The following is an 18,596-nucleotide window of genomic DNA, read 5'->3' as shown; positions in this document are numbered from 1 at the left end:
AATATTTTTGCCTTGAAGATGGTTGGCGTGCTGCGTATGATGCTGGCGATATTGTCTTTCCACAGGAATACATCATGCTTCAATCTCCCCGTCTTGCCCTGTTACCGCTGCTGCTGGCCGGCTGCGGCGCCTTGCCGCCCGCCGCCACCGGATCGGTCCACCCGCTGGCCGCGCCGGCCGGCAGCAGCGCCACCCTGGCCCTGCTCGAGACGACGGACTTGCACGCGAATGTGCTCAGTTATGATTACTACAAGTTGCAGGCGGAACCGTCGATCGGCCTGGAGCGCACGGCGGCGCTGATCGCCCAGGCACGCGCGCAGTATCCGAACAACCTTTTGCTCGACAATGGCGACACCATCCAAGGCACGGCCCTGGCCGACTACCAGGCATTGGTAAAACCGCTGGCCTGCGACCAGACCCTGGCCATCTACAAGGCCATGAATTTGCTGAAAGTCGACGGCGGCGGCATCGGCAACCACGAATTCAACTACGGCCTGGCGTTCCTGAGCCAGGTAACGGGCAACCAGTTTGACGTCGACAGCGTCGACGCCAGCAAGCCACGGTGCGCCGGCCCCGCGTTCCCGCAAGTGCTGGCCAACGTCTACAGCGTCAAGACGGGCCAGCCCCTGTTTGCGCCGTACCACATCATAGCCAAGCAGATCACGGCCACCGGCCCCGATGGCAAGGCAATCACCTCCACCGTGAAGGTCGGCATCATCAGCTTTGCGCCGCCGACCATCATGGCCTGGGACAAGCGCTGGCTGGAAGGCCGCGTCTACACGCAGGGCGTGCGCGAGACGGCGGAAAAATTCATCCCCGAGATGCGCGCCAAGGGCGCCGAACTGGTGGTGGCGATCTCGCACGGCGGCTTAGATGACAGCCCGTACTCGCCAAGCATGGAAAACGGCAATTACTACCTGTCGCAAGTACCGGGCGTGGACGCAATGCTGATCGGCCACTCGCACCAGTTGTTCCCGAACGCGACCAGCACGGTGCCGCAATTTAATTTGCCCGGCGTCGACAAAGCCAAGGGATTGGTCAATGGCGTGCCCACCGTGATGGCCAATTTGTGGGGCAAGCATCTGGGCGTGATCGGCCTCGCGCTGCGCCACGACGGCAAGCAGTGGGTGGTCGACAAGAGCGCCACGACGGTGGAAGCGCGCGGCATCCAGAATGCGGACAAGAGTTACGTCCAGCCCGATCCTGCCATCGCCAGACTGGTGGCCGAGGAGCACGCGGCGACGATTGCCTATGTACAGACGCCCGTGGGCAAGACGGACTTCCGCATGTCGACGTATTTCGCCGACGTGGGCGATGTGAGCGCCATCGAGGTGGTGAACCAGGCGCAGGCGGGCTACCTGGCCGCCTACGTGAAGGCAAACCTGCCGCAGTTTGCGCACTTGCCCGTGCTGTCGATGTCGTCGCCGTTCAAGAGCGGTTCGGCCGGCGTGTCCGACTACACGGACGTCAATGCGGGCAATGTGGCGCTCAATAACGCGGCCGATCTGTATTTGTATCCGAACGCGCTGTACGGCGTGAAGATGAATGGCGCGGACTTGAAAGCCTGGCTGGAACAGTCGGCGCAGCGCTTCAACACCATCGACCCGAACAAGGCAGAAGCGCAGGAGCTGGTCAACACGGCCCATCCGAGCTACAACTTCGACGCGATCACGAGCGCCGACGTGCGCTACCAGATCGACGTCACGCAAAAGCCCGGCCAGCGCATCCAGGGGTTGACGTACAAGGGCAAGCCGGTGGACGCCAGCCAGGAATTCTTGATCGCGACAAATAACTACCGCGCCAGCGGCGGCGGCAATTTCCCCGGCCTCGATGGCAGCAAGACGGTGGTGGCCTCGCCCGACAACAACCGCGAACTCCTGATCGCCTACGTGACCAAGGAAAAGAACCTGACGCGCGCGAAAAACGGCTTGGCGCGCAGCTGGCGATTCGCCAGGGTGGCCACGAAAGGGCCGGTGGTCTTCCACTCTGCGCCGAACGTGATCGACCTGGCCAAAGCGGCCGGCATCGACAACGTCACGCAGCTGAAGCTTGACGATGGTGCGGGCAAGGGTTTTGCTCTGTACCAGCTCGACCTGTCGAAATGATGCTGGCAAACTTGCTGCTCGCCGCCGCGCTGGCTTCGCCCGTGGCAGCGGCGGCGCCCGAAGTCACGGCCCGGGCCAAGGTCCTGATGCGCGCGGATGAGGCGAGCCAGCCGCAGGCGCGCACCCTGTTCGAACAGGCGGCTGGGCAGGGCAGCGGTCCGGCTGCGTACTACCTGGGCTTGATGTTCAAGAATGGCATGGGCGGACCGCAGGACAGCGCCGCCGCGCTGCGCTGGCTGGAACTGGCCGCGCAACGGGGCGTGGCGCCGGCCATGTTCATCGTCGCGAACATGCTGCTGGAGAGCGATGAAGCCAGGGCGCGTTACTGGCTCGACGCGGCCTGCGAGCGGGAGCACCCTGAAGCCTTGATGCAAAAAGCCATCGCCACGAAAGAAGGGGCAATGGGCTATGCGCGCAGCGATGCGCAGTCAACGCTGCTGATCAGGATGGCTGAGCATGCGATGGGGCACCGGGGGCAGGAGCCTTGATGCCGTCGTTTTTCGATTCCTCCCTGGCTTTGAGCAATGCCTGAAGGTCTTTCGTTGCATCCACCACACCCAGCACGTCTTTTGACAGCAAGGTCGCGGCAACACTGACGACAGCGGCGGCGACGTCAATCGCATGCTTGACGTCTTTTATTTTTTCCAGCGCCGCATTGGCGATATCGATTGCCTGGTCGGCCTGCCTGGCGGCCTCTTGTGCGCCATCTGCGATCATGTCGATGCCGTGCGCCTGGAAACTGGCCACCAGTTCATTGAGGTGGTCTTCGAGTTCCTTCAGTTCCTCTTTTTGCTGAGGGCTCAGTGTCCTGCGTCCCTTGATCCTCCACGCCAGCAGCAAGGTGGAAATCTCGGACAGGTTATTGGCAATTTCGAATGCTTTCAAGGTAGCCTGTTTGTTGATCGTTGCCATAATGTCCTCCTACCAAGTTGCAGGTGCAAGGAAGGCCACCTGGAGTTTCAGTTCATCGACGCGCAGGGAAAAATCCTTCAATTGCTGTTGCATTTGCGCGCTGTCGTCGCGCGATTTGCGAAGGCTGTCGAGGCTTTCCTGGAAGGCCTTGACGGCCCTGGCATAGCTATCAGGAATTTTCGCGCGTTCGCCCAGTTGCTTCTCGTCACGATACAGCCGGACCCTGACGTAATTCGTTGCCAGCGGCTCGGCACGTGCCGTTTCATGCAGGGCCATGTGCAGGACGCCGCTGTCGCGCCGTTCGATCGCGATCCTGTCGCGGTACGCCGCCTGCACATAGGTATTGAGCGCATTGGTGATGATGCCGATTGCCTCCTGCTGGGCGAGTAGTTCATTGATGGCTGATTTCTGTATGTTCTGCGTCAGCAAACGGCTCAGTTGTTCGCTTAGTTTCATGACGATGCTTACCTGCCCTGGGTCGAGCAGCGGCGTACCGCTGCCGGGAACAGGAATGCTGCCCAGAGCGTCGCCGAGGCCGGAAAACTGATCGTGGTAGTCGGCTACCTTGCTGCCGCTCAGATCTTGCAGGGCTTGCGCGTAGCGCGCCAGGACACTGTTCAGCAGCAGTATTTTCTGATTCGAATTGGCGATTTTGTCACAGCCGCGCCTGGCCTGCTGCTCGGCGGCTGCAGGGTCGAAGCCATCGGTGGAAATCAGGTTCCTGCGCAGCTCATTGTTCATGCAGCTGTCCACGGTGGCGTTGGCGATGGGTGGGAAGGCGGCGGTCATTTGCTGGCCCGTCTGCGCAAAGCTGTCGACGGATTTGAAGCTGGCGCAACCGCTGAGCATACTGAGCAGTAGTGCAGCGAGGGAAACGGTGAACGATCTTGTCAGTGGTAGCGCCATAATGCCTCCGGGCAGGTGGTGGTGCAGGAGAGGCCCATGCGGATGCCGGGGCACATCTCACCTTAGCAGTCGACGAGGGTTCGGCTTTGCGGTAGATCAAGCAGGCGAGGTGGTGCGTGCTTCAGCGGAAATTGGCACCCGCCTTTCTCCTCGGCGGTCAAGTCATTTCGGTTTTGCTGCATAATTTCCTTACAAAATACTGACAAGATTTCGGCGGAAATGTTGTTTTTTCTATGTTGCGACGCGTCATATGTAGTTGTTGCTGGTGCATGTTTACTCACCTACAATGATTTATCGATGGGGCGGTTATCCAGCGTACGACTATAAAAATAAGTGGCATTAAAAACGTTGTATCAGAGGAGATGACAATGAATTTGAAACAGAAATTGCTCGTGGCAAGTTTGGTTTTGGGTTTCTCGCAGGCGGCGGTCGCAGCCGACCCCATCAAGATCGGCGTGTCCGGACCGTTTACGGGCGGTTCCGCGCCGATGGGCGTGTCGATGCGCGACGGCGTCAAGCTGGCCGTCGCTGAAATCAATGCCAAGGGTGGCGTGCTGGGCCGTTCCCTGCTGCTGATCGAGCGCGATGACGAAGCGAAGAACGAGCGCGGCGTGCAGATCGCCCAGGAGCTCATCAACAAGGAAAAGGTCGCCGCCACCGTCGGCTACATCAACACGGGCGTGGCCCTCGCTTCGCAGCGCTTCTACCAGGAAGCGAAAATTCCCGTCATGAACAATGTGGCGACGGGTTCCATCGTCACCAAACAGTTCGCCGACCAGCCGGAAAACTACATTTTCCGCAATGCGGCCAATGACACCATCCAGTCCGGCATGATCGTGCATGAAGCGATCGAGAACCGCAAGTTCAAGAAAGTGGCGATCCTGGCCGACTCCACCAACTATGGCCAGCTGGGCCGCGAAGACCTGGAAAAGGCACTCGACAAGAAGGGCATCAAGCCCGTCGTTGTGGAAAAATACAACATCAAGGACGTCGACATGACGGCCCAGCTGCTGAAAGCCAAGCAGGCGGGCGCGGAAGTCGTGCTGACCTACGGCATCGGCCCGGAACTGGCGCAGATCGCCAATGGCATGGAAAAACTGGGCTGGAAAGTGCCGCTGATCGGCAGCTGGACCCTGGCCATGGGTAACTTCATCGACAACGCGGGCAAGAACGGCAATGGCACGCGCATGCCGCAAACCTTCATCCAGGATGCCAGCACGCCGAAGCGCAAGGCCTTCATCGATGCCTACGTGGCCGCCTACAAACCATCGGGCGGACGCATGCCATCGGCCGTCTCGGCCGCGCAAGGCTACGATTCCATCTACCTGCTGGCCGCGGCCTTCAAGCAGGCAGGCGGCACGGATGGCCCGAAAGTGCGCGCCGCGCTGGAAAACCTGAACGAGAAGGTGGAAGGCGCCGTCACCACGTATAACAAGCCATTCAGCAAAACCAACCATGAGGCGATCACGGCCGACCTGACGGTCTTCGGTGAGGTCAAGGACGGCAAAGTCGTCCTCGCGAAATAAGCCTGGCAGACAGTCGCCGCGCAGTGGCCAGCCTTGAGGAATCAGGACTGGCCATTTTTTCATCGTTCGTCTTCCGGGGAATACCATGGAAATCTTCCTGCAGCTCGTCTTCAGCGGCGTCGCGCTGGGCATGATCTATGCCGTCATCGCTTTCGGCTACCAGCTGACCTTTGCCACTTCCGGCACCCTCAATTTCGGCCAGGGCGAATCCCTGATGCTGGGCGCGCTCGTGGGCCTTTCCCTGGTGGGCACCATCCACGGCGGCCCGTACATGAGCTATCTGCTGATGATCCCCATCGTCATCGTCTTCGGCGCCCTGCAGGGCGTGTTCGTCGAATGGATAGGCGTGCGGCCCGCCATCAAGATCAAGTCCGAATTCGGCTGGATCATGTCGACCATCGCGCTGGCCATCATTTTCAAGAACGTCGCGGAAAATATCTGGGGCAAGGACGACCTGATGTTCCCGTCGCCCCTGTCTGCCGCGCCGTTCCAGGTGTTTGGCGCCAATGTGCAGCAGATGCAGGTGGCCGTCATCGTCGGCGCGCTGGCCATCATGCTGGCCGTTGAAGTGTTCAACCGCAAATCGATCTACGGCAAGGCCGTCGTGGCGACAGCCAACGACCGCGACGCGGCCGGCCTGATGGGCATCAACACGGGCATGGTCATCACGTTTTCCTACGCGCTGTCGTCGGCCACGGCCGCCTTTGCTGGCGTGCTGGTGGCGCCGCTGACACTGACGGGGGCGACCATGGGCGCGTCGCTGGGCTTGAAGGCGTTTGCCGTGGCCATCATCGGCGGCCTGACGTCGGGCGTGGGCGCCATCGTCGGCGGGCTGATACTCGGCATCGCGGAAACGACCACCGGCTACTACATCTCCACCGGCTACAAGGAAGTGCCAGGCCTGCTGCTATTACTGCTGGTGCTGGCCATCAAGCCGTCCGGCCTGTTCGGCAAAGCCGCGATCAAGAAAGTCTGAGGACGACATGAACAAGAAAATCACCATGCTGGCGCTGAGCGCGGCGGGACTGGCCGCGCTTGCGCTGTTCCCCATCGTCATTCCGAACCCGTATTACATCCACCTGGCCGAGACCATTCTGATCTACGCCATCCTGCTGTTCGGCCTCGATATCGTCGTCGGCTACACGGGGCAGGTGTCGCTGGGCCACGCGGGCCTGTTCGGCATCGGCTCCTACGTCACGGGCGTGCTGGTGTTCAAGCTGGGCCTGTCGTTCTGGCTGGCCATCCCCGCCAGCATCCTGGGCGCGGCCGTGTTTGGCGCCATCCTGGCCTTGCCGGCCCTGCGCGTGACGGGCCCCTACCTGGCCATGGTGACGCTGGCCTTCGGCACCATCGTGCAAATCCTGATCAATGAAATGAGCTTCCTGACGGAAGGCCCGATGGGCATCAAGATCCACAAGCCCGTGCTGTTCGGCCACAAACTGACGGAAGTGGAGTACTACTACATGGTCGCCGCGCTGCTGGTGATCTCGCTGGTGGTGGTGCACCGCATCCTGAAATCGAACCTGGGCCGCGCGTTCGAAGCCTTGCGCGACAGCCCCATCGCATCGGACTGCATGGGCGTGTCCGTGTACCGCTATAAAGTCTATGCCTTCGTCATCAGCGCCGGTTTCGCGGGCCTGGCCGGCAGCCTGTACGCGTATTCGGAAGAGTATATTTCACCCAATACCTACAACTTCGAGCTGACGATCTTGTTCCTGCTGGCCGTCATCATGGGCGGGCGCAAGACGCGTTCCGGTGCGCTGATCGGCGCCATGATCGTCGTCATGCTGCCCAGCCTCTTGTCGGACATCGAATTGTTCCGCAAGATCGCCGTGGCCGCCGCCGTGCTGGGCGTGATCGGTTCCGCCTTCATGCTGGCGAAGAAACGCTCCACCGTGCGCGGCGTGCTCGTGCCCCTGGTGGCCACCATCGGCCTGGCCGCGTATTCGTACAAGCTGGAAAACATGGTCGACTGGCGTCTGACCATCTTCGGCCTGATGACCTTGTTTGTCGTGTACTACCTGCAGGACGGCATCGTCGGCTTTCTGATGAGCTTTATCGGCAAGGGCCGGCGCCATGTGCAAGCCGTCGCTTCGCACGGCGTGGCGCCATTCGACCACGCCCAGGGCGGGCAGCAGGGCGCGACCCTGCTGCGCGTGGAGCAGGCCCTGATGCAGTTCGGCGGCCTGAAGGCGCTGAATCAGGTGGACTTGAACGTCACGCAAGGCTCCGTGCACGGCTTGATCGGGCCGAACGGCTCGGGCAAGAGCACGATGATGAACGTGCTCACGGGGATCTACAAGCCGACGGCGGGCAAGGTGGAATTTGCCGGCGCCGTGATTTCCGGCCGCACGCCATCCGAGATCGCCTTGGGCGGCGTGGCGCGCACCTTCCAGAACGTGCAGCTGTTCGGCGAGATGACGGCGACGGAAAACGTGCTGGTGGGCTTGCACAACACCTTCAAGTCGAATGTGCTGGACGTGATGCTGCACACCCCGCGCTACAAGCGCGAAGAGGCGGCCGCGCGCGAGCGGGCCGCCAGCATCCTCGAATTCGTCGGCCTGGCGGACCTGGCCAACGAAGAGGCGCGCAATCTGCCGTATGGCAAGCAGCGGCTGCTGGAAATCGGCCGCGCGCTGGGCCTCAACCCGCGTTTGCTGCTGCTCGACGAGCCGGCCGCCGGCCTGACGGCGCCCGACATCAAGGAACTGATGGCCATCATCCGCAAGATCCGCGAGCATGGCATCACCATCATCCTGATCGAGCACCACATGGACGTGGTGATGGCCCTGTCGGACGTGGTGACGGTGCTGGACTTCGGCCAGAAGATCGCCGAAGGCGCACCCGCGCTGGTCCAGAGCGACCCGAAAGTGATCGAAGCCTACCTGGGCGGCAGCGCCGAAACCCTGGCGCCAGCGGCGCACTGAGAGGAAGACCATGCTGACCATTAGCAATCTGCACGCCGCCTACGGCAAAGTCGAAGTCCTGCACGGCATTTCGCTCGACGTCCCGAAGGGCAAGCTGGTGACCCTGATCGGCTCGAACGGCGCCGGCAAGACCACCACCATGCGCGCCATTTCCGGCATGTTGAAACCGAAATCCGGCAGCGTCACCCTGGGCGGCAAGGATGTCACGGGCCTCGATTCCCACCGCATCGCCCGCGCGGGCCTGGCCCATTCGCCGGAAGGCAGGAGGGTGTTCGCCTCGATGTCGGTGACGGACAACCTGCTGCTGGGCGCCTTCCCCCGCTTTACGCGGGCGCGCCCGAAAGGCGACATCAAGGGCGATCTGGACAAGGCCCTGGAGCTGTTCCCCCGCCTGAAGGAGCGGCGCGACCAGCTGGCCGGAACGCTCTCGGGCGGCGAGCAGCAGATGCTGGCCATGGCCCGCGCCGTGATGCTGAACCCGGAAGTGATCCTGCTGGACGAACCGTCGATGGGCCTGGCGCCGATTTTGGTGGAAGAAGTCTTCCGCATCATTACGCGCTTGAAGGCCGAAGGCGTGACCATGCTGCTGGTCGAGCAATTCGCCGCCGCCGCCCTGAACGTGGCCGATTACGGCTACGTGCTGGAAAACGGCAGCATTTCCGTGCATGGGCCGGCGGAAAGCCTGAAAAATGATCCCAAGGTGATCGCGGCCTACCTGGGCGGCGGGCATTAATGCGGCATTAATGCGGCAATGATGTGGCAATGGGATCACTGCGCCTGCAGGGCGCGATTTTTCTTGCAAAAGGGTTATGCTGCCGAATTATTATCTTGAAATGCAACGATGACGACGCCAGAGGTGGATGCTGCGCAGTGGGAGTCCCTTGACCTTGAATGGCACGGGGACTTCGCGTTTATGGACGGGGCGTTACTCGGGGACGATAGTGCACGCGAAGTCTACATCATGCTCGCGCTTGCAGGAAAGCTGCCCTCCGAGATCGCTCAAGAGGCAAGTTCCCGGCGTTTTCCGTCGTCGCCTTTGCATGCTCGGCAAGTGGTCTGGCGACATCGAACCCATCCGGGGTTGTTGCGCGATAGTCAGCGTGATTACTACCTGCTGCCGCATTACCTTGCGCGATATGGCTACCATGCGGTGCAGGCTTTGCCGTTTCGTTTCAATGGCACCCTGGAAGACCTCGGCTACCACTACTGGCGTGACCAGTCCTGCGCCTATTGGTTTTGCGATTATTCGGTCACTGTCATGGTTGATGTAAAGCACCAGGCGCTTGCTTTGCTCGGGCCGGCGCCAGCTTTTGTATCCGCCGATTGCGCGCTGTTCAGCGATGGCGTGAATGTCTTTCTGTCTGGAAAGGTGACCGCGAGCGCGCACGACCGTATCCGTTACACCAATCACCCGGATTACCGGGTGATCAACGGGCAGGTCTACAGAGGATACAAGCGACTGCACCAGAAGGATGGCACACCTTTGCCCATCGCCCATCCTGACGGCTTTCGCATGCTTGCGCAGCGATGGGGGACGGATGGCGAGTCGATCATCGTGCAGGCACAGCAGGGATCGAGCATTGCATATGAATATTTTTACCGCATTGATCATGCCGATCTGGCCACCTTCACCGTACTGAACGAACGTTACGCCAAGGATGGGCAACGTGCGTATTATTTGACGGGAAAGTCCATGCGCTATGTGGGCGAATTCCAATTGCTCAAATGCCGGCAACCGGAATTTGATGAGGCCGGCCGGGTGGTGTCTGCGCGTGAGTTTCAGCACGAGTATATTGCCGTGGATGATCAGTTTGTCTACGCAGCAGGGACGCGTGTGCGCGGCGCTCACGGCCCCAGTTTCCAACACCTGGGATTCGACTATTACCGCGATCATCAGCGCGCTTATTACCGCAACAAACCGCTGCATGTGGATGTGGACAGTTTCGTCGTGGCGCTGGTACATCATGCAGGCGCCGATTACTCGTCGACACTGGTGGGCGACCGAAACGGGCCGCTGGGCAGCGACGGGGTACTCGACAAGGTCATGCAGCAGCGGTGGGCGCCATTTTTCGAGGCGCATCCGCAACTGACGGATTACTGGTGGCACCGCTTGCAGGCGCAGGACGAGGCGCAGGCGGCGCAGCAGGAAGAAATCCCGGCGCGGCGTGTCATCGGATCTGGCTTCGAACTGGGCCGACAGGTGTACTTTCATGGGCGGCCCATCACCGGATTGGATGCAGCCAGTTTCAAATTATTGGGTGAACATCTGTGCGGCGATGTCAATGGCTTGTATCTGATCCCGTATCATGCGGTTGACCGCGCCGTGCCCGAACGGTTTTCTGCCGAGTCTGTGGAGCATTTCAGCGCATTCGATTCGATTTACCTGAGTGACGGTAAAAAAGTCTATTGCCACCGGATTTTCTATCATTGTCCTGAGCCCATTTCCAAGGCTGACCTTGCCACTTTCGTGAGCTGCGGTTATGACTGGGCCAAGGATAGCCGTGCCGTTTACTACCGGGGGCAGGCAAAAAAAAGCCTCGCTCCTGAAAATACACGGATACTTGGCATTTATGCGTTCAATTCCACGTTGATGATGTCCGATGGCAAGCCATTGGCTGTCGAATTCAGGCCGGAAGAAGTCTCGGTGCCGCATCCTCATTTTCTGCAGCTAGGCACGCGTAAATTGTTTTGTGGCCGAAGCCCGCTGAGCGCCAAGCGCATAGACCTGGCCACGTTGGCGTTTCTCGATGATCGCCATGCGCGCGACAAGCATCGGTTCTACCGCTACGACGGCCATGCCGGATTGACTGAGGTCAGCGAAGAGGACTACCGGGGGCTCGCAAAGCAGGGCGTATCGTGACGTTTGTGCTGGTCCCGGCTTGACAAATCCTCTACACTGCGCACTTCCTCATATGGCGTAGAACAGCTCTCATGCGCAGCAGCCTCAGGTATCATCCCCTCGTTCTCATCTTGCTCTCAGGCATGGCCTGCGCCGACGATGCACCACTGCAGAAAGTTGAAATTTCCGCCGCCAGCGGCGTGCAGCAGCGGCGCGACGATACGGCCGCGAAGATCGTCGTCAGCCGCGACGACCTGGCCCAATATGGCGACAGCAGCCTGGCCGCGACGCTGAAACGCCAGCCCGGCGTCTCCGTCGTCGGTGGCGAGGTGCGCATGCGGGGCCTGGGGGCAGGCTACACGCAAATGCTGATCAACGGCGAGCCCGCGCCACCGGGCTTTTCCATCGAATCGATCGCGCCCGACATGATCGAGCGCATCGAGATTTTGCGCAGCGCGACGGCTGAATACAGCATGCAGGCCGTCGCCGGCAGCATCAACGTGGTCTTGCGCAAGGGCGCCAGCGGCGCCGAGCGCGAATGGAAGCTGGGCGCGGGCCGGCAGGACGGCCGCTGGCAGCCTGCCGCATCCCTGCGCGTGGCGGACAAGCTGCCGGGTTTCGCCTATGCGCTGACGGGTGCGCTCGAGCGCACGGCCGACGATGTGGCGGGCAGGACGACTGACACCATGTCCGATGCCGCCGGCATGCCGCTGGCGCTGCGCGACACGCGCACACGCAATGCCTCGTCCGTCAACAAGGCCAGCCTGACGCCGCGCCTGCACTGGATCCTGGACAAGGGCGACACCATTACCTGGCAAAGCCTGCTGGACTGGTATCGCACGGGGTTTGACGGCGTGGCGCGCGAAACGACCTTGCTGGGGCAGGCATCGAGCTATCCGCGCAATGGCGCCACCTCGCAAGCGAGCGTGTTTTCGGCGCGCAGCGATGTGAGCTGGTCGCACTCGCTGGGGGCCGCGGGCAAGCTGACGGCCAAACTGGGCGTCAACCACAACCGGCGCGACACGGATTACGCCTTCCATGGCGAGGCGGCCGGTGGCGCGCCCCTGCTGCTGCGCGGCGTGGTGTCCGACGCCATCGACGACAGCGTCAACAGCAGCGGCAAATACCTGGGCCGGCTGGGCGGCGGCCACGCCCTGAGCGTGGGATGGGATGGCAGCCTGATACGCCGCAGCGAGTCACGCCGCCAGCGCGACACGTATTTTTCCGGTGGCGCGCCGTATGCGCTCGATGAAGACTACACGGCCGACGTGCGGCGCCTGGCCCTGTATGCGCAGGATGAATGGGACGTGACGCCGCGCCTGCAAATGTATGCGGGCGTGCGCTGGGAAGGCTTGCAGACGGCAACCGAAGGCCGCACCCTGAGCGAAGTGCGCACGCGTGCCAGCGTCTGGAGTCCCGTGGCGCAGCTGCTGTGGAAGCCGCCGCAGCAGGAGCGCGACCAGCTGCGGCTGGCGCTGGCGCGCACCTACAAGGCGCCCACCACGCGCAACCTGGTGCCGCGCCGCTACACCGTCAACAATGGCAACAGCGCCAATAATCCCGATTTCCAGGGCAATCCCGACCTGCGCCCGGAACTGGCGTGGGGGCTGGACGCGGCCTGGGAAAGCTATTTCGGCAAGAGCGGCGTGGCCAGTTTGTCGGCATTCACGCGGCGCATCAGCGATGTCACCGTGCAGCGCCTGTTCCAGCACGATGGCATCTGGACCGCCAGCCCGTTCAACAATGGCACGGCCACGGTGCGCGGCATTGAAATGGATGTGAAGTTTCCCGTGCGGACCTGGTGGGCGCAGGCGCCCGATATCGACGTGCGCGCCAATGCGGGGCGCAACTGGTCGCGCGTCGCCGCCGTACCGGGTCCTGGCAACCGCCTGGCCAGCCAGGTGCCGGCCACGTTCAACTTGGGGCTCGATTACCGGCGCTCGCCGATGCTGAGCATGGGCGGCAATCTGCACGTGCAGACGGGCGGACTGGCGCGGCTCGATGCGCACGCCAGCAGCCATGCGGGCGTGCGGCGCACCTTGGACGCGTATGCGCTGTGGCAGCCGGACACGAAAACGCGCGTGCGCCTGTCGGCGGCCAACCTGCTGCACTGGCAGCAGGTGCAAGGACAATCCTATGTGGATGGGGAGGGCCGCAGCGACAGCGTGACGACCCTGGACAGCAGCGCTGCGCTGCGGCTGATGCTCGAGCGCAGCCTGTAAGCATCAGTGCCTGGTGGGCTTTTCCTGCTGCACCAGAATGAACGGGCTGACGACGGCAGCCCACAGGCATGCGTCGGCGGCCTGCCAGTCCAGCGCCTGCTGGTCGGAGACTTTGGCCACTTTGCCATCGGCCATCCATTGCGTGATCGTGGCCTTGTCGTCGTGCGAGATGCGCACGGCCACTTCGACCAGGTCCAGTTCATTGGCGACCCAGACGACGTTGCCCTGGGCGAAGTGCTTTTCCAGTTCGCTCCAGGCCAGGCGGGCCGTTTCGCTGTTCACTTTGAGGCGCAGTTCGGTGTCTTTTTCAGGATTGGTTTGCATGTGAGATCAGGTTGCGGTGAGTCGGTGCCGATGCGCGCGGTTTATTTGCCTGGGACGGCTTCCACCTGCGGTATTGGCGTACCCCGCCATGTTAACCGATAGGCGGCGCCTTTGCGAACATTGCCCACGAGGGCGGGGCGGAAGCAGGCCAGGTTGGTGCCGCCCGCCAGCCGGGTGCTGGGGAAGATGACGCCCATGGAGCCGGCTTCGAGCAGGATGGCGGCCAGGTCTTGCGAGGCGATGTAGCTGGCCGGATCGAGGCAGGCCGCATAGCGCTCCTGGCCGCGCAAGTCGTGGAAACTGGCGGAAAAATCGGCCAGCAGCGACTGGTAGCTGACGCTGTCGTCGAAATAGTCAATTTCCTGGTATTCCACGGTCTTGTGGAAAATGATCTCGGCCAGCGCCGTTTTCATGTCGAAGGCGCAATACCAGGCGCCCCGTTCACCATCGTTGAAACGCGCCCCTTCCGGCCGGGCATAGGTGTAGGCGGCGTTGATGATGCGAAAGTGCGGCACGCCAAAAACCAGCTCGTCCACGCCAATTCCTGGCGCGCCGCCGTACTCGGCCACCAGGCGCGCATTCGTCGCGTTATCGAGCTCGAACAGCTCGCGCAGGTGCGCGTCGTCCTCGGCCAGCGGCGCCAGCACGGAGTCTTCCATGTCGGCGAAGCGCGAGGGAATCAGGCGGCACGTGTCGATCTGGCGCAAGGCGGCCAGCGGCGGCAGGTGTTCATTCGGGACGGCAGGCACGATCACAGCCCTCCGCGGCGCGCGTCGAGCAGCTTGCGCACCGTTTGCATGGCCAGCAAGCCGCCGGCCAGCATCTGCGACAGGGGCGTGCGGCCGCCGAAGATGGGGTTCTTGTTGGGCAAACTGACCCATTCGTCGGCCAGCTTGTCGCCATACAGGATGTGCAAGGCTTTATAAATGCCCAGCAGGTAGGAAATGCGCGTGATGCGGTCCACTTCCAGCACGCGGTCCGGGTGCTTCTTCCACTCGTACCAGGCGCTGCTGGACAGGCCGCCCAGCAATTCGCGCGCATCGTCGTCGCGCAGTTTCCAGGCGGAGGCAAGCTTGAAAAACCCCTTCAAGGCCGCCTGCGACAATCGCTCGCGCTCGGCTTTGGCGTTCAGGTCGACGAGCACGGCCGGCTCGAAGCGGCTTTTCGGGTAGGCGTAAGCGAGATTCATGATATGTCCTTCGATAAAACTCTGTTTAAGGACTATTTATACTCCTTTTCAGGATTCCTTGCAACGGCCGCGCGCATGCAAAACGGGGCGCGCCAGGACATGTGTCCCGGTGCGCCCCGTTGGCGGGCGGGCTGCGCGAGCTTATCTGGCCGTGACCGTAACCGGCACGTTCAGCTGCGCCGTCAAGCCATGATTGTCCAGCGCCACGACCTTCAGCGTGTAGCTGCCCGCCACCGGCAGGGGCCAGCGGGCCGTGATGGTCATGCCGCTCATGGAAAACTGCATGCCCAGCGGCGCGCCGATGATGGAGATCCACAGCGCGTTCGCGCCCGGCGCCGTCAGCACGATGCTGCCGCTCATGGCCTTGCCGGCCACGCCCGTCATGGCGGCGGCGCTGATCGTGGGACCGGCGGCGGCGATTTTTACCGTTGCCACGGCCTGGCCCGTCAAGCCCGTCTTGCTGTCTTTGGCGATGACCGTCACGCTGTAGCTGCCCAGCACGGGACTGGCCCAGCTGACGACGCCGGCGGCGTTGATGCTCATGCCGGACGGCGCGCCCGACAGGCTGTAGCTGACGGGGTTGGGCGCCACCGTCGTGGCCGTGAACGACAGGGCCACGCCCGGCTTGCCGCTGACGCTGGACACTGTCACCACGGGGGGCAGCGGGGCGGCGATGGCCACTGTATAAATGCCCTTGCCGCTTAAGCCGGTCTTGCTGTCCTTGGCCGTGACGGTCACGGCATAGATGCCGGCCACGGGCGCGGCCCAGCTCACCAGCCCGGCGCTGCTGATGCTCATGCCGGCCGGTGCGCCGGCGAGCGTGTAGCTGACGGGATTGGGCGCGGAGACGCTGACGTTGAACGACAACGCCGTGCCTACCTTGCCCGTGATGGCGCCGGTGCCAACGACGGGCGGCGCGACGGGGGTGATCACGATGGCGTACACGCCCTGGCCACTGAGACCGCTGACGCTATCCCTGGCGACCATGGTCACGGCATACGTGCCGGCGATGGGGTTGGCCCAGCTGACCACGCCCGTGGCGGCGATGCTCATGCCGGCCGGCGCGCCCAGCATGCTGTAGCTGAGGGGATTGGCGGCGCTGGCCGAGACAGTGAAGGACAGCGGCTTGCCGGCCGCGCCGCTGATGCTGGCCGGCGCAACCACGGGGGCTGTTGGCGCGATCTGCGTGCCCGACAGGCTGGCCAGCAGGCTTTTTACGTTGGGCGTGCCCAGGCCGCCCAGCGGGTCGTAGCCGACCCTGGCCGTGCACACGCCGCAGGTGCCGTTGCTGCCGCGCGTGATGTCGGCAAAGCTGCTGGCAAAGGTGCCGGGCACGCTGGCGATCTGGCCGTACAGCATGCCGTGCGCCAGGCCGAGCACCGTCTTGGTCTGCAGCGCGCGGCTGGCGTTGGCGATGGCGATCAGGCCGGCCCATTGCGGCGTGGACAGGCTGGTGCCGCCGATGCTGAGCCAGCTGGCGGTGCTGCTGCCCGGTGTCATCACGGCCGTGTACTGACCTGTGGCGGGGTCGGCATTGAAGGCCACGTCGGCCACGTTGCGCCGCAGCAAGTTGGTCAGGCCGGGCACGCTGGCCGTCTGGTAAGCGGGCAGTGCCGTGTAGGCGCTGATACCGCCGCCCGTGCCGGACCAGGCCGTTTCGCTGCGCACGCCGCTGCCGCTGTAGCTGAGCGTGGTGCCGCCCACGGCCAGCACGTTGGACGATACGGAAGGCCAGGACACGCCGCTGCCCGAGTCGCCCGTGGCGGCCAGGTAGCTCATGTTCTTGCCCGTGAAGGCGCTGTCGACGGAAGCCGTCCAGTTGCCTTCGGCGGCGCCAAAGCTCATCGACACGACGCCAGGCCCCATCAGGTTGGCCAGGCGCACGGCGCCCAGCAGGCTGTTGATGGACGCGTCGGGCGCCTCGATCAGCACGATGCGCGCCAGCGGCGCCGTGGCATGCGCCCACTGCACGTCGAGCGCGATTTCCATGGCCCAGCCCGAGTTATAGGCGGGCGCGGTGGCCGTCATGGTGCTCGATGGGGTGTTGTAGACAACGGAAAATTCACAGCCGCTGAGCGGGGCGGGCGGCAAGGGCAGGGTGGCATTCGTGGCGATGGCCTTGGTGGTGCAGGCGGGCAAACCGAATTTCTGGTTGAAGATGGCCAGTTCGGCGGCCGCGTTCGGGTTGTGCATGGCGTCGACGATGTAAATCGTCTGCCCCGCGCCCAGCTGGGCCGCCTGGGCCGGCGTCAGCGCCGTGCCGGCCGCCGGCAGGGCGGGCAGATCGTAGGCGGCGCGGATTTGCGCGGGAGAATAGGTCGCCACCACGCTGCTGCCAGCCATCGGCGCGGCGATGTCGCTCGCGCCGCCGCCATCGAGCAATGGCGCGATGTCCTGCGCCGCCTGTTCCGCGACGGCGATTCTTTGCGCCGTCAGGCGGCGCGTGGTCATTTCCCCCATGGCGCCGGGCACGCGCTGCAAGTGCGGCCGCCAGTGCGCCGAGCCGCTGCTGTTGGCGCTGTCGCGCCCGTCAGGCGTATCGAGCAGGGCGGGGGCCGCATGGAACATCGGTTGCACCACCAGCGCGCCGACGGCGTCCGGAATGACGGGCACCTCGACGGTGAACTGTGTCGCGGCCGTGGCGATGGCGGCAGGCGGCGTTGATGCCGGCGTCTCCTGGCCGGAGCCGCACGCGGCCAGTAGCAGGGCAGCCGTGGCGCCCAGCAGCAGGCGCCCGTGACGGTGGTGCGGGGGAATGATTTTTTTCATGGCGAAACTCTCCGAGTTGGGCGAGGGCCACATCTCGACAATGCATCCAGGCTGGCGCCGCGCGCCGGCGGCCCCGGTCCTGCACATTGGCAGCCCCGCTGCCGTGGCGCTTGCGCGCGGTAGGCCGGTGGCTTTGCGTCCCCGCCTTTCGACGGGTTTGCCCTCAAAACTGATCATGCATCATTGGGAATTTCCTGATGCGTCATCAATTTTAGTGAATTTGCCAAATAAGTGTTAACTATTTTCAATCAATATTTTTATTTTTGCAATGAAATGTGGCTTATTTGCCTGTTGCTGAGTGGAATCTTGTCGACTTTGTTAAGTCTTAAAAGCAATGTTATCAGGGGTGTATCGATGCATGACAGTGTTTTTTCACAACCACGGTGCTTGTTTTTTTGAGGAATAACGAATTTAACGAATTTATTGAATATTCGATGTGGACAGCTTCAATCCTCGAACACCATGCCCTGGTACGGCGCTGCGCGGCAGGCGGCCAGCCGTTGCGCCAGACTGCCCGTATGGGCTTCCAGCTGGTGGCCGTCCGGATCGAGAAAATACAGGGAATCGCCGGCGCTGCGGTTTTGCTGCCATTCGGGCACGCCAGCGGCGCGCAGGCGGGCGGCAAAGGCGGGGAAGTCGTGCTGGGAAATGGAAAACGCGTAATGCGTGTAGGCGGGGCTGGCCAGCGCAGCCGTGCCTTGCCCGTCCAGCGACAGGCACAGCCACAAATCCCCGGCCGACAGATACGCGCCCCTGTCCCAGCGGGCATGCAGGCGCAGGCCCAGCATGTCGCGGTAAAAGGCGACGCTGCGCGCCAGGTCGCGCACGGACAGGGTGAGGTGGTTCAGACCGGTCAGCATGGTGTTGCTTTCAGGTG

General features: G+C 62.8%; 15 protein-coding genes and 1 riboswitch. Of the genes, 8 read left to right on the top strand and 7 right to left on the bottom strand.

The annotated features are described in order from the left end of the window. Positions 1 to 74: 74 nt before the first annotated feature. On the top strand, positions 75 to 2,105 hold the full coding sequence (locus KO539_RS25450; protein WP_219312720.1) for a bifunctional 2',3'-cyclic-nucleotide 2'-phosphodiesterase/3'-nucleotidase: 2,031 nt from the start codon (positions 75 to 77) through the stop codon (positions 2,103 to 2,105). Continuing rightward, positions 2,102 to 2,593: a tetratricopeptide repeat protein gene (locus tag KO539_RS25445; protein ID WP_219312718.1), complete on the top strand. Its 492-nt coding sequence runs from the start codon at positions 2,102 to 2,104 to the stop codon at positions 2,591 to 2,593. Before KO539_RS25450 ends, KO539_RS25445 begins: the two co-directional genes overlap by 4 nt. Here KO539_RS25445 and KO539_RS25440 read toward each other — a convergent pair. Both KO539_RS25440 and KO539_RS25435 read right to left on the bottom strand, forming a co-directional pair. Then, positions 2,547 to 3,017: a hypothetical protein gene (locus tag KO539_RS25440; protein WP_219312716.1), complete on the bottom strand. Its 471-nt coding sequence runs from the start codon at positions 3,015 to 3,017 to the stop codon at positions 2,547 to 2,549. The genes KO539_RS25445 and KO539_RS25440 overlap by 47 nt on opposite strands. A 9-nt stretch (positions 3,018 to 3,026) precedes the next feature. Next, positions 3,027 to 3,923 (bottom strand): hypothetical protein, encoded by an 897-nt coding sequence (locus KO539_RS25435; protein ID WP_219312714.1) that lies wholly within the window; start codon positions 3,921 to 3,923, stop codon positions 3,027 to 3,029. 368 nt (positions 3,924 to 4,291) lie between these two features. Between KO539_RS25435 and KO539_RS25430 the strand changes: the two genes are divergently transcribed. The 6 genes from KO539_RS25430 (at position 4,292) to KO539_RS25405 (ending at position 13,437) form a co-directional block, all read left to right on the top strand. Then, positions 4,292 to 5,449 carry an ABC transporter substrate-binding protein gene (locus tag KO539_RS25430; RefSeq protein ID WP_070219975.1) on the top strand — a complete coding sequence of 386 codons (1,158 nt, stop codon included), beginning with the start codon at positions 4,292 to 4,294 and terminating at the stop codon, positions 5,447 to 5,449. Between the two features lie 85 nt (positions 5,450 to 5,534). After that, on the top strand, positions 5,535 to 6,425 hold the full coding sequence (locus KO539_RS25425) for a branched-chain amino acid ABC transporter permease (protein WP_035819581.1): 891 nt from the start codon (positions 5,535 to 5,537) through the stop codon (positions 6,423 to 6,425). Positions 6,426 to 6,432: 7 nt separating this feature from the next. After that, positions 6,433 to 8,376, top strand: coding sequence for an ATP-binding cassette domain-containing protein (locus tag KO539_RS25420; RefSeq protein ID WP_219312712.1), 1,944 nt, complete (start codon positions 6,433 to 6,435; stop codon positions 8,374 to 8,376). 10 nt (positions 8,377 to 8,386) lie between these two features. After that, positions 8,387 to 9,109 (top strand): ABC transporter ATP-binding protein, encoded by a 723-nt coding sequence (locus tag KO539_RS25415; protein ID WP_219312710.1) that lies wholly within the window; start codon positions 8,387 to 8,389, stop codon positions 9,107 to 9,109. Between the two features lie 108 nt (positions 9,110 to 9,217). Further along, positions 9,218 to 11,236 (top strand): DKNYY domain-containing protein, encoded by a 2,019-nt coding sequence (locus tag KO539_RS25410; protein ID WP_219312708.1) that lies wholly within the window; start codon positions 9,218 to 9,220, stop codon positions 11,234 to 11,236. Between the two features lie 71 nt (positions 11,237 to 11,307). Then, positions 11,308 to 13,437, top strand: coding sequence for a TonB-dependent siderophore receptor (locus tag KO539_RS25405; RefSeq protein WP_219312706.1), 2,130 nt, complete (start codon positions 11,308 to 11,310; stop codon positions 13,435 to 13,437). Positions 13,438 to 13,440: 3 nt separating this feature from the next. Here KO539_RS25405 and KO539_RS25400 read toward each other — a convergent pair whose 3' ends face one another. The 5 genes from KO539_RS25400 to fos form a co-directional block, all read right to left on the bottom strand. Further along, on the bottom strand, positions 13,441 to 13,761 hold the full coding sequence (locus KO539_RS25400) for a DUF2288 domain-containing protein (protein ID WP_176390254.1): 321 nt from the start codon (positions 13,759 to 13,761) through the stop codon (positions 13,441 to 13,443). A gap of 41 nt (positions 13,762 to 13,802) precedes the next feature. After that, the gene (locus tag KO539_RS25395) at positions 13,803 to 14,510 is read right to left on the bottom strand and encodes an RES family NAD+ phosphorylase (protein WP_219312704.1); all 708 of its coding nucleotides are present in this window, start codon (positions 14,508 to 14,510) and stop codon (positions 13,803 to 13,805) included. A 2-nt stretch (positions 14,511 to 14,512) separates the two neighbouring features. Next, the gene (locus KO539_RS25390; RefSeq protein WP_035819569.1) at positions 14,513 to 14,950 is read right to left on the bottom strand and encodes an MbcA/ParS/Xre antitoxin family protein; all 438 of its coding nucleotides are present in this window, start codon (positions 14,948 to 14,950) and stop codon (positions 14,513 to 14,515) included. 141 nt (positions 14,951 to 15,091) lie between these two features. After that, positions 15,092 to 17,719 carry a S53 family peptidase gene (locus KO539_RS25385; RefSeq protein WP_219312702.1) on the bottom strand — a complete coding sequence of 876 codons (2,628 nt, stop codon included), beginning with the start codon at positions 17,717 to 17,719 and terminating at the stop codon, positions 15,092 to 15,094. A gap of 85 nt (positions 17,720 to 17,804) precedes the next feature. Then, positions 17,805 to 17,891, bottom strand: a riboswitch (cyclic di-GMP riboswitch). 274 nt (positions 17,892 to 18,165) lie between these two features. Continuing rightward, positions 18,166 to 18,579 carry a fosfomycin resistance glutathione transferase gene (fos, locus tag KO539_RS25380; protein WP_099403226.1) on the bottom strand — a complete coding sequence of 138 codons (414 nt, stop codon included), beginning with the start codon at positions 18,577 to 18,579 and terminating at the stop codon, positions 18,166 to 18,168. Between the last annotated feature and the right edge of the window lie 17 nt (positions 18,580 to 18,596).

This window comes from Janthinobacterium sp. NKUCC06_STL (assembly GCF_019345455.1).
Classification (GTDB): domain Bacteria; phylum Pseudomonadota; class Gammaproteobacteria; order Burkholderiales; family Burkholderiaceae_D; genus Janthinobacterium; species Janthinobacterium rivuli.
The sequence above is the reverse complement of the archived record's forward strand: the minus strand, read 5'-3'. Positions and strand labels throughout refer to the sequence as shown.

Coding starts and splice junctions, on each gene's coding strand:
- KO539_RS25450 (WP_219312720.1), top strand. CDS start 75: ATGCTTCAATCTCCCCGTCTTGCCCTGTTACCGCTGCTGCTGGCCGGC.
- KO539_RS25445 (WP_219312718.1), top strand. CDS start 2,102: ATGATGCTGGCAAACTTGCTGCTCGCCGCCGCGCTGGCTTCGCCCGTG.
- KO539_RS25440 (WP_219312716.1), bottom strand. CDS start 3,017: ATGGCAACGATCAACAAACAGGCTACCTTGAAAGCATTCGAAATTGCC.
- KO539_RS25435 (WP_219312714.1), bottom strand. CDS start 3,923: ATGGCGCTACCACTGACAAGATCGTTCACCGTTTCCCTCGCTGCACTA.
- KO539_RS25430 (WP_070219975.1), top strand. CDS start 4,292: ATGAATTTGAAACAGAAATTGCTCGTGGCAAGTTTGGTTTTGGGTTTC.
- KO539_RS25425 (WP_035819581.1), top strand. CDS start 5,535: ATGGAAATCTTCCTGCAGCTCGTCTTCAGCGGCGTCGCGCTGGGCATG.
- KO539_RS25420 (WP_219312712.1), top strand. CDS start 6,433: ATGAACAAGAAAATCACCATGCTGGCGCTGAGCGCGGCGGGACTGGCC.
- KO539_RS25415 (WP_219312710.1), top strand. CDS start 8,387: ATGCTGACCATTAGCAATCTGCACGCCGCCTACGGCAAAGTCGAAGTC.
- KO539_RS25410 (WP_219312708.1), top strand. CDS start 9,218: ATGACGACGCCAGAGGTGGATGCTGCGCAGTGGGAGTCCCTTGACCTT.
- KO539_RS25405 (WP_219312706.1), top strand. CDS start 11,308: ATGCGCAGCAGCCTCAGGTATCATCCCCTCGTTCTCATCTTGCTCTCA.
- KO539_RS25400 (WP_176390254.1), bottom strand. CDS start 13,761: ATGCAAACCAATCCTGAAAAAGACACCGAACTGCGCCTCAAAGTGAAC.
- KO539_RS25390 (WP_035819569.1), bottom strand. CDS start 14,950: ATGAATCTCGCTTACGCCTACCCGAAAAGCCGCTTCGAGCCGGCCGTG.
- KO539_RS25385 (WP_219312702.1), bottom strand. CDS start 17,719: ATGAAAAAAATCATTCCCCCGCACCACCGTCACGGGCGCCTGCTGCTG.
- fos (WP_099403226.1), bottom strand. CDS start 18,579: ATGCTGACCGGTCTGAACCACCTCACCCTGTCCGTGCGCGACCTGGCG.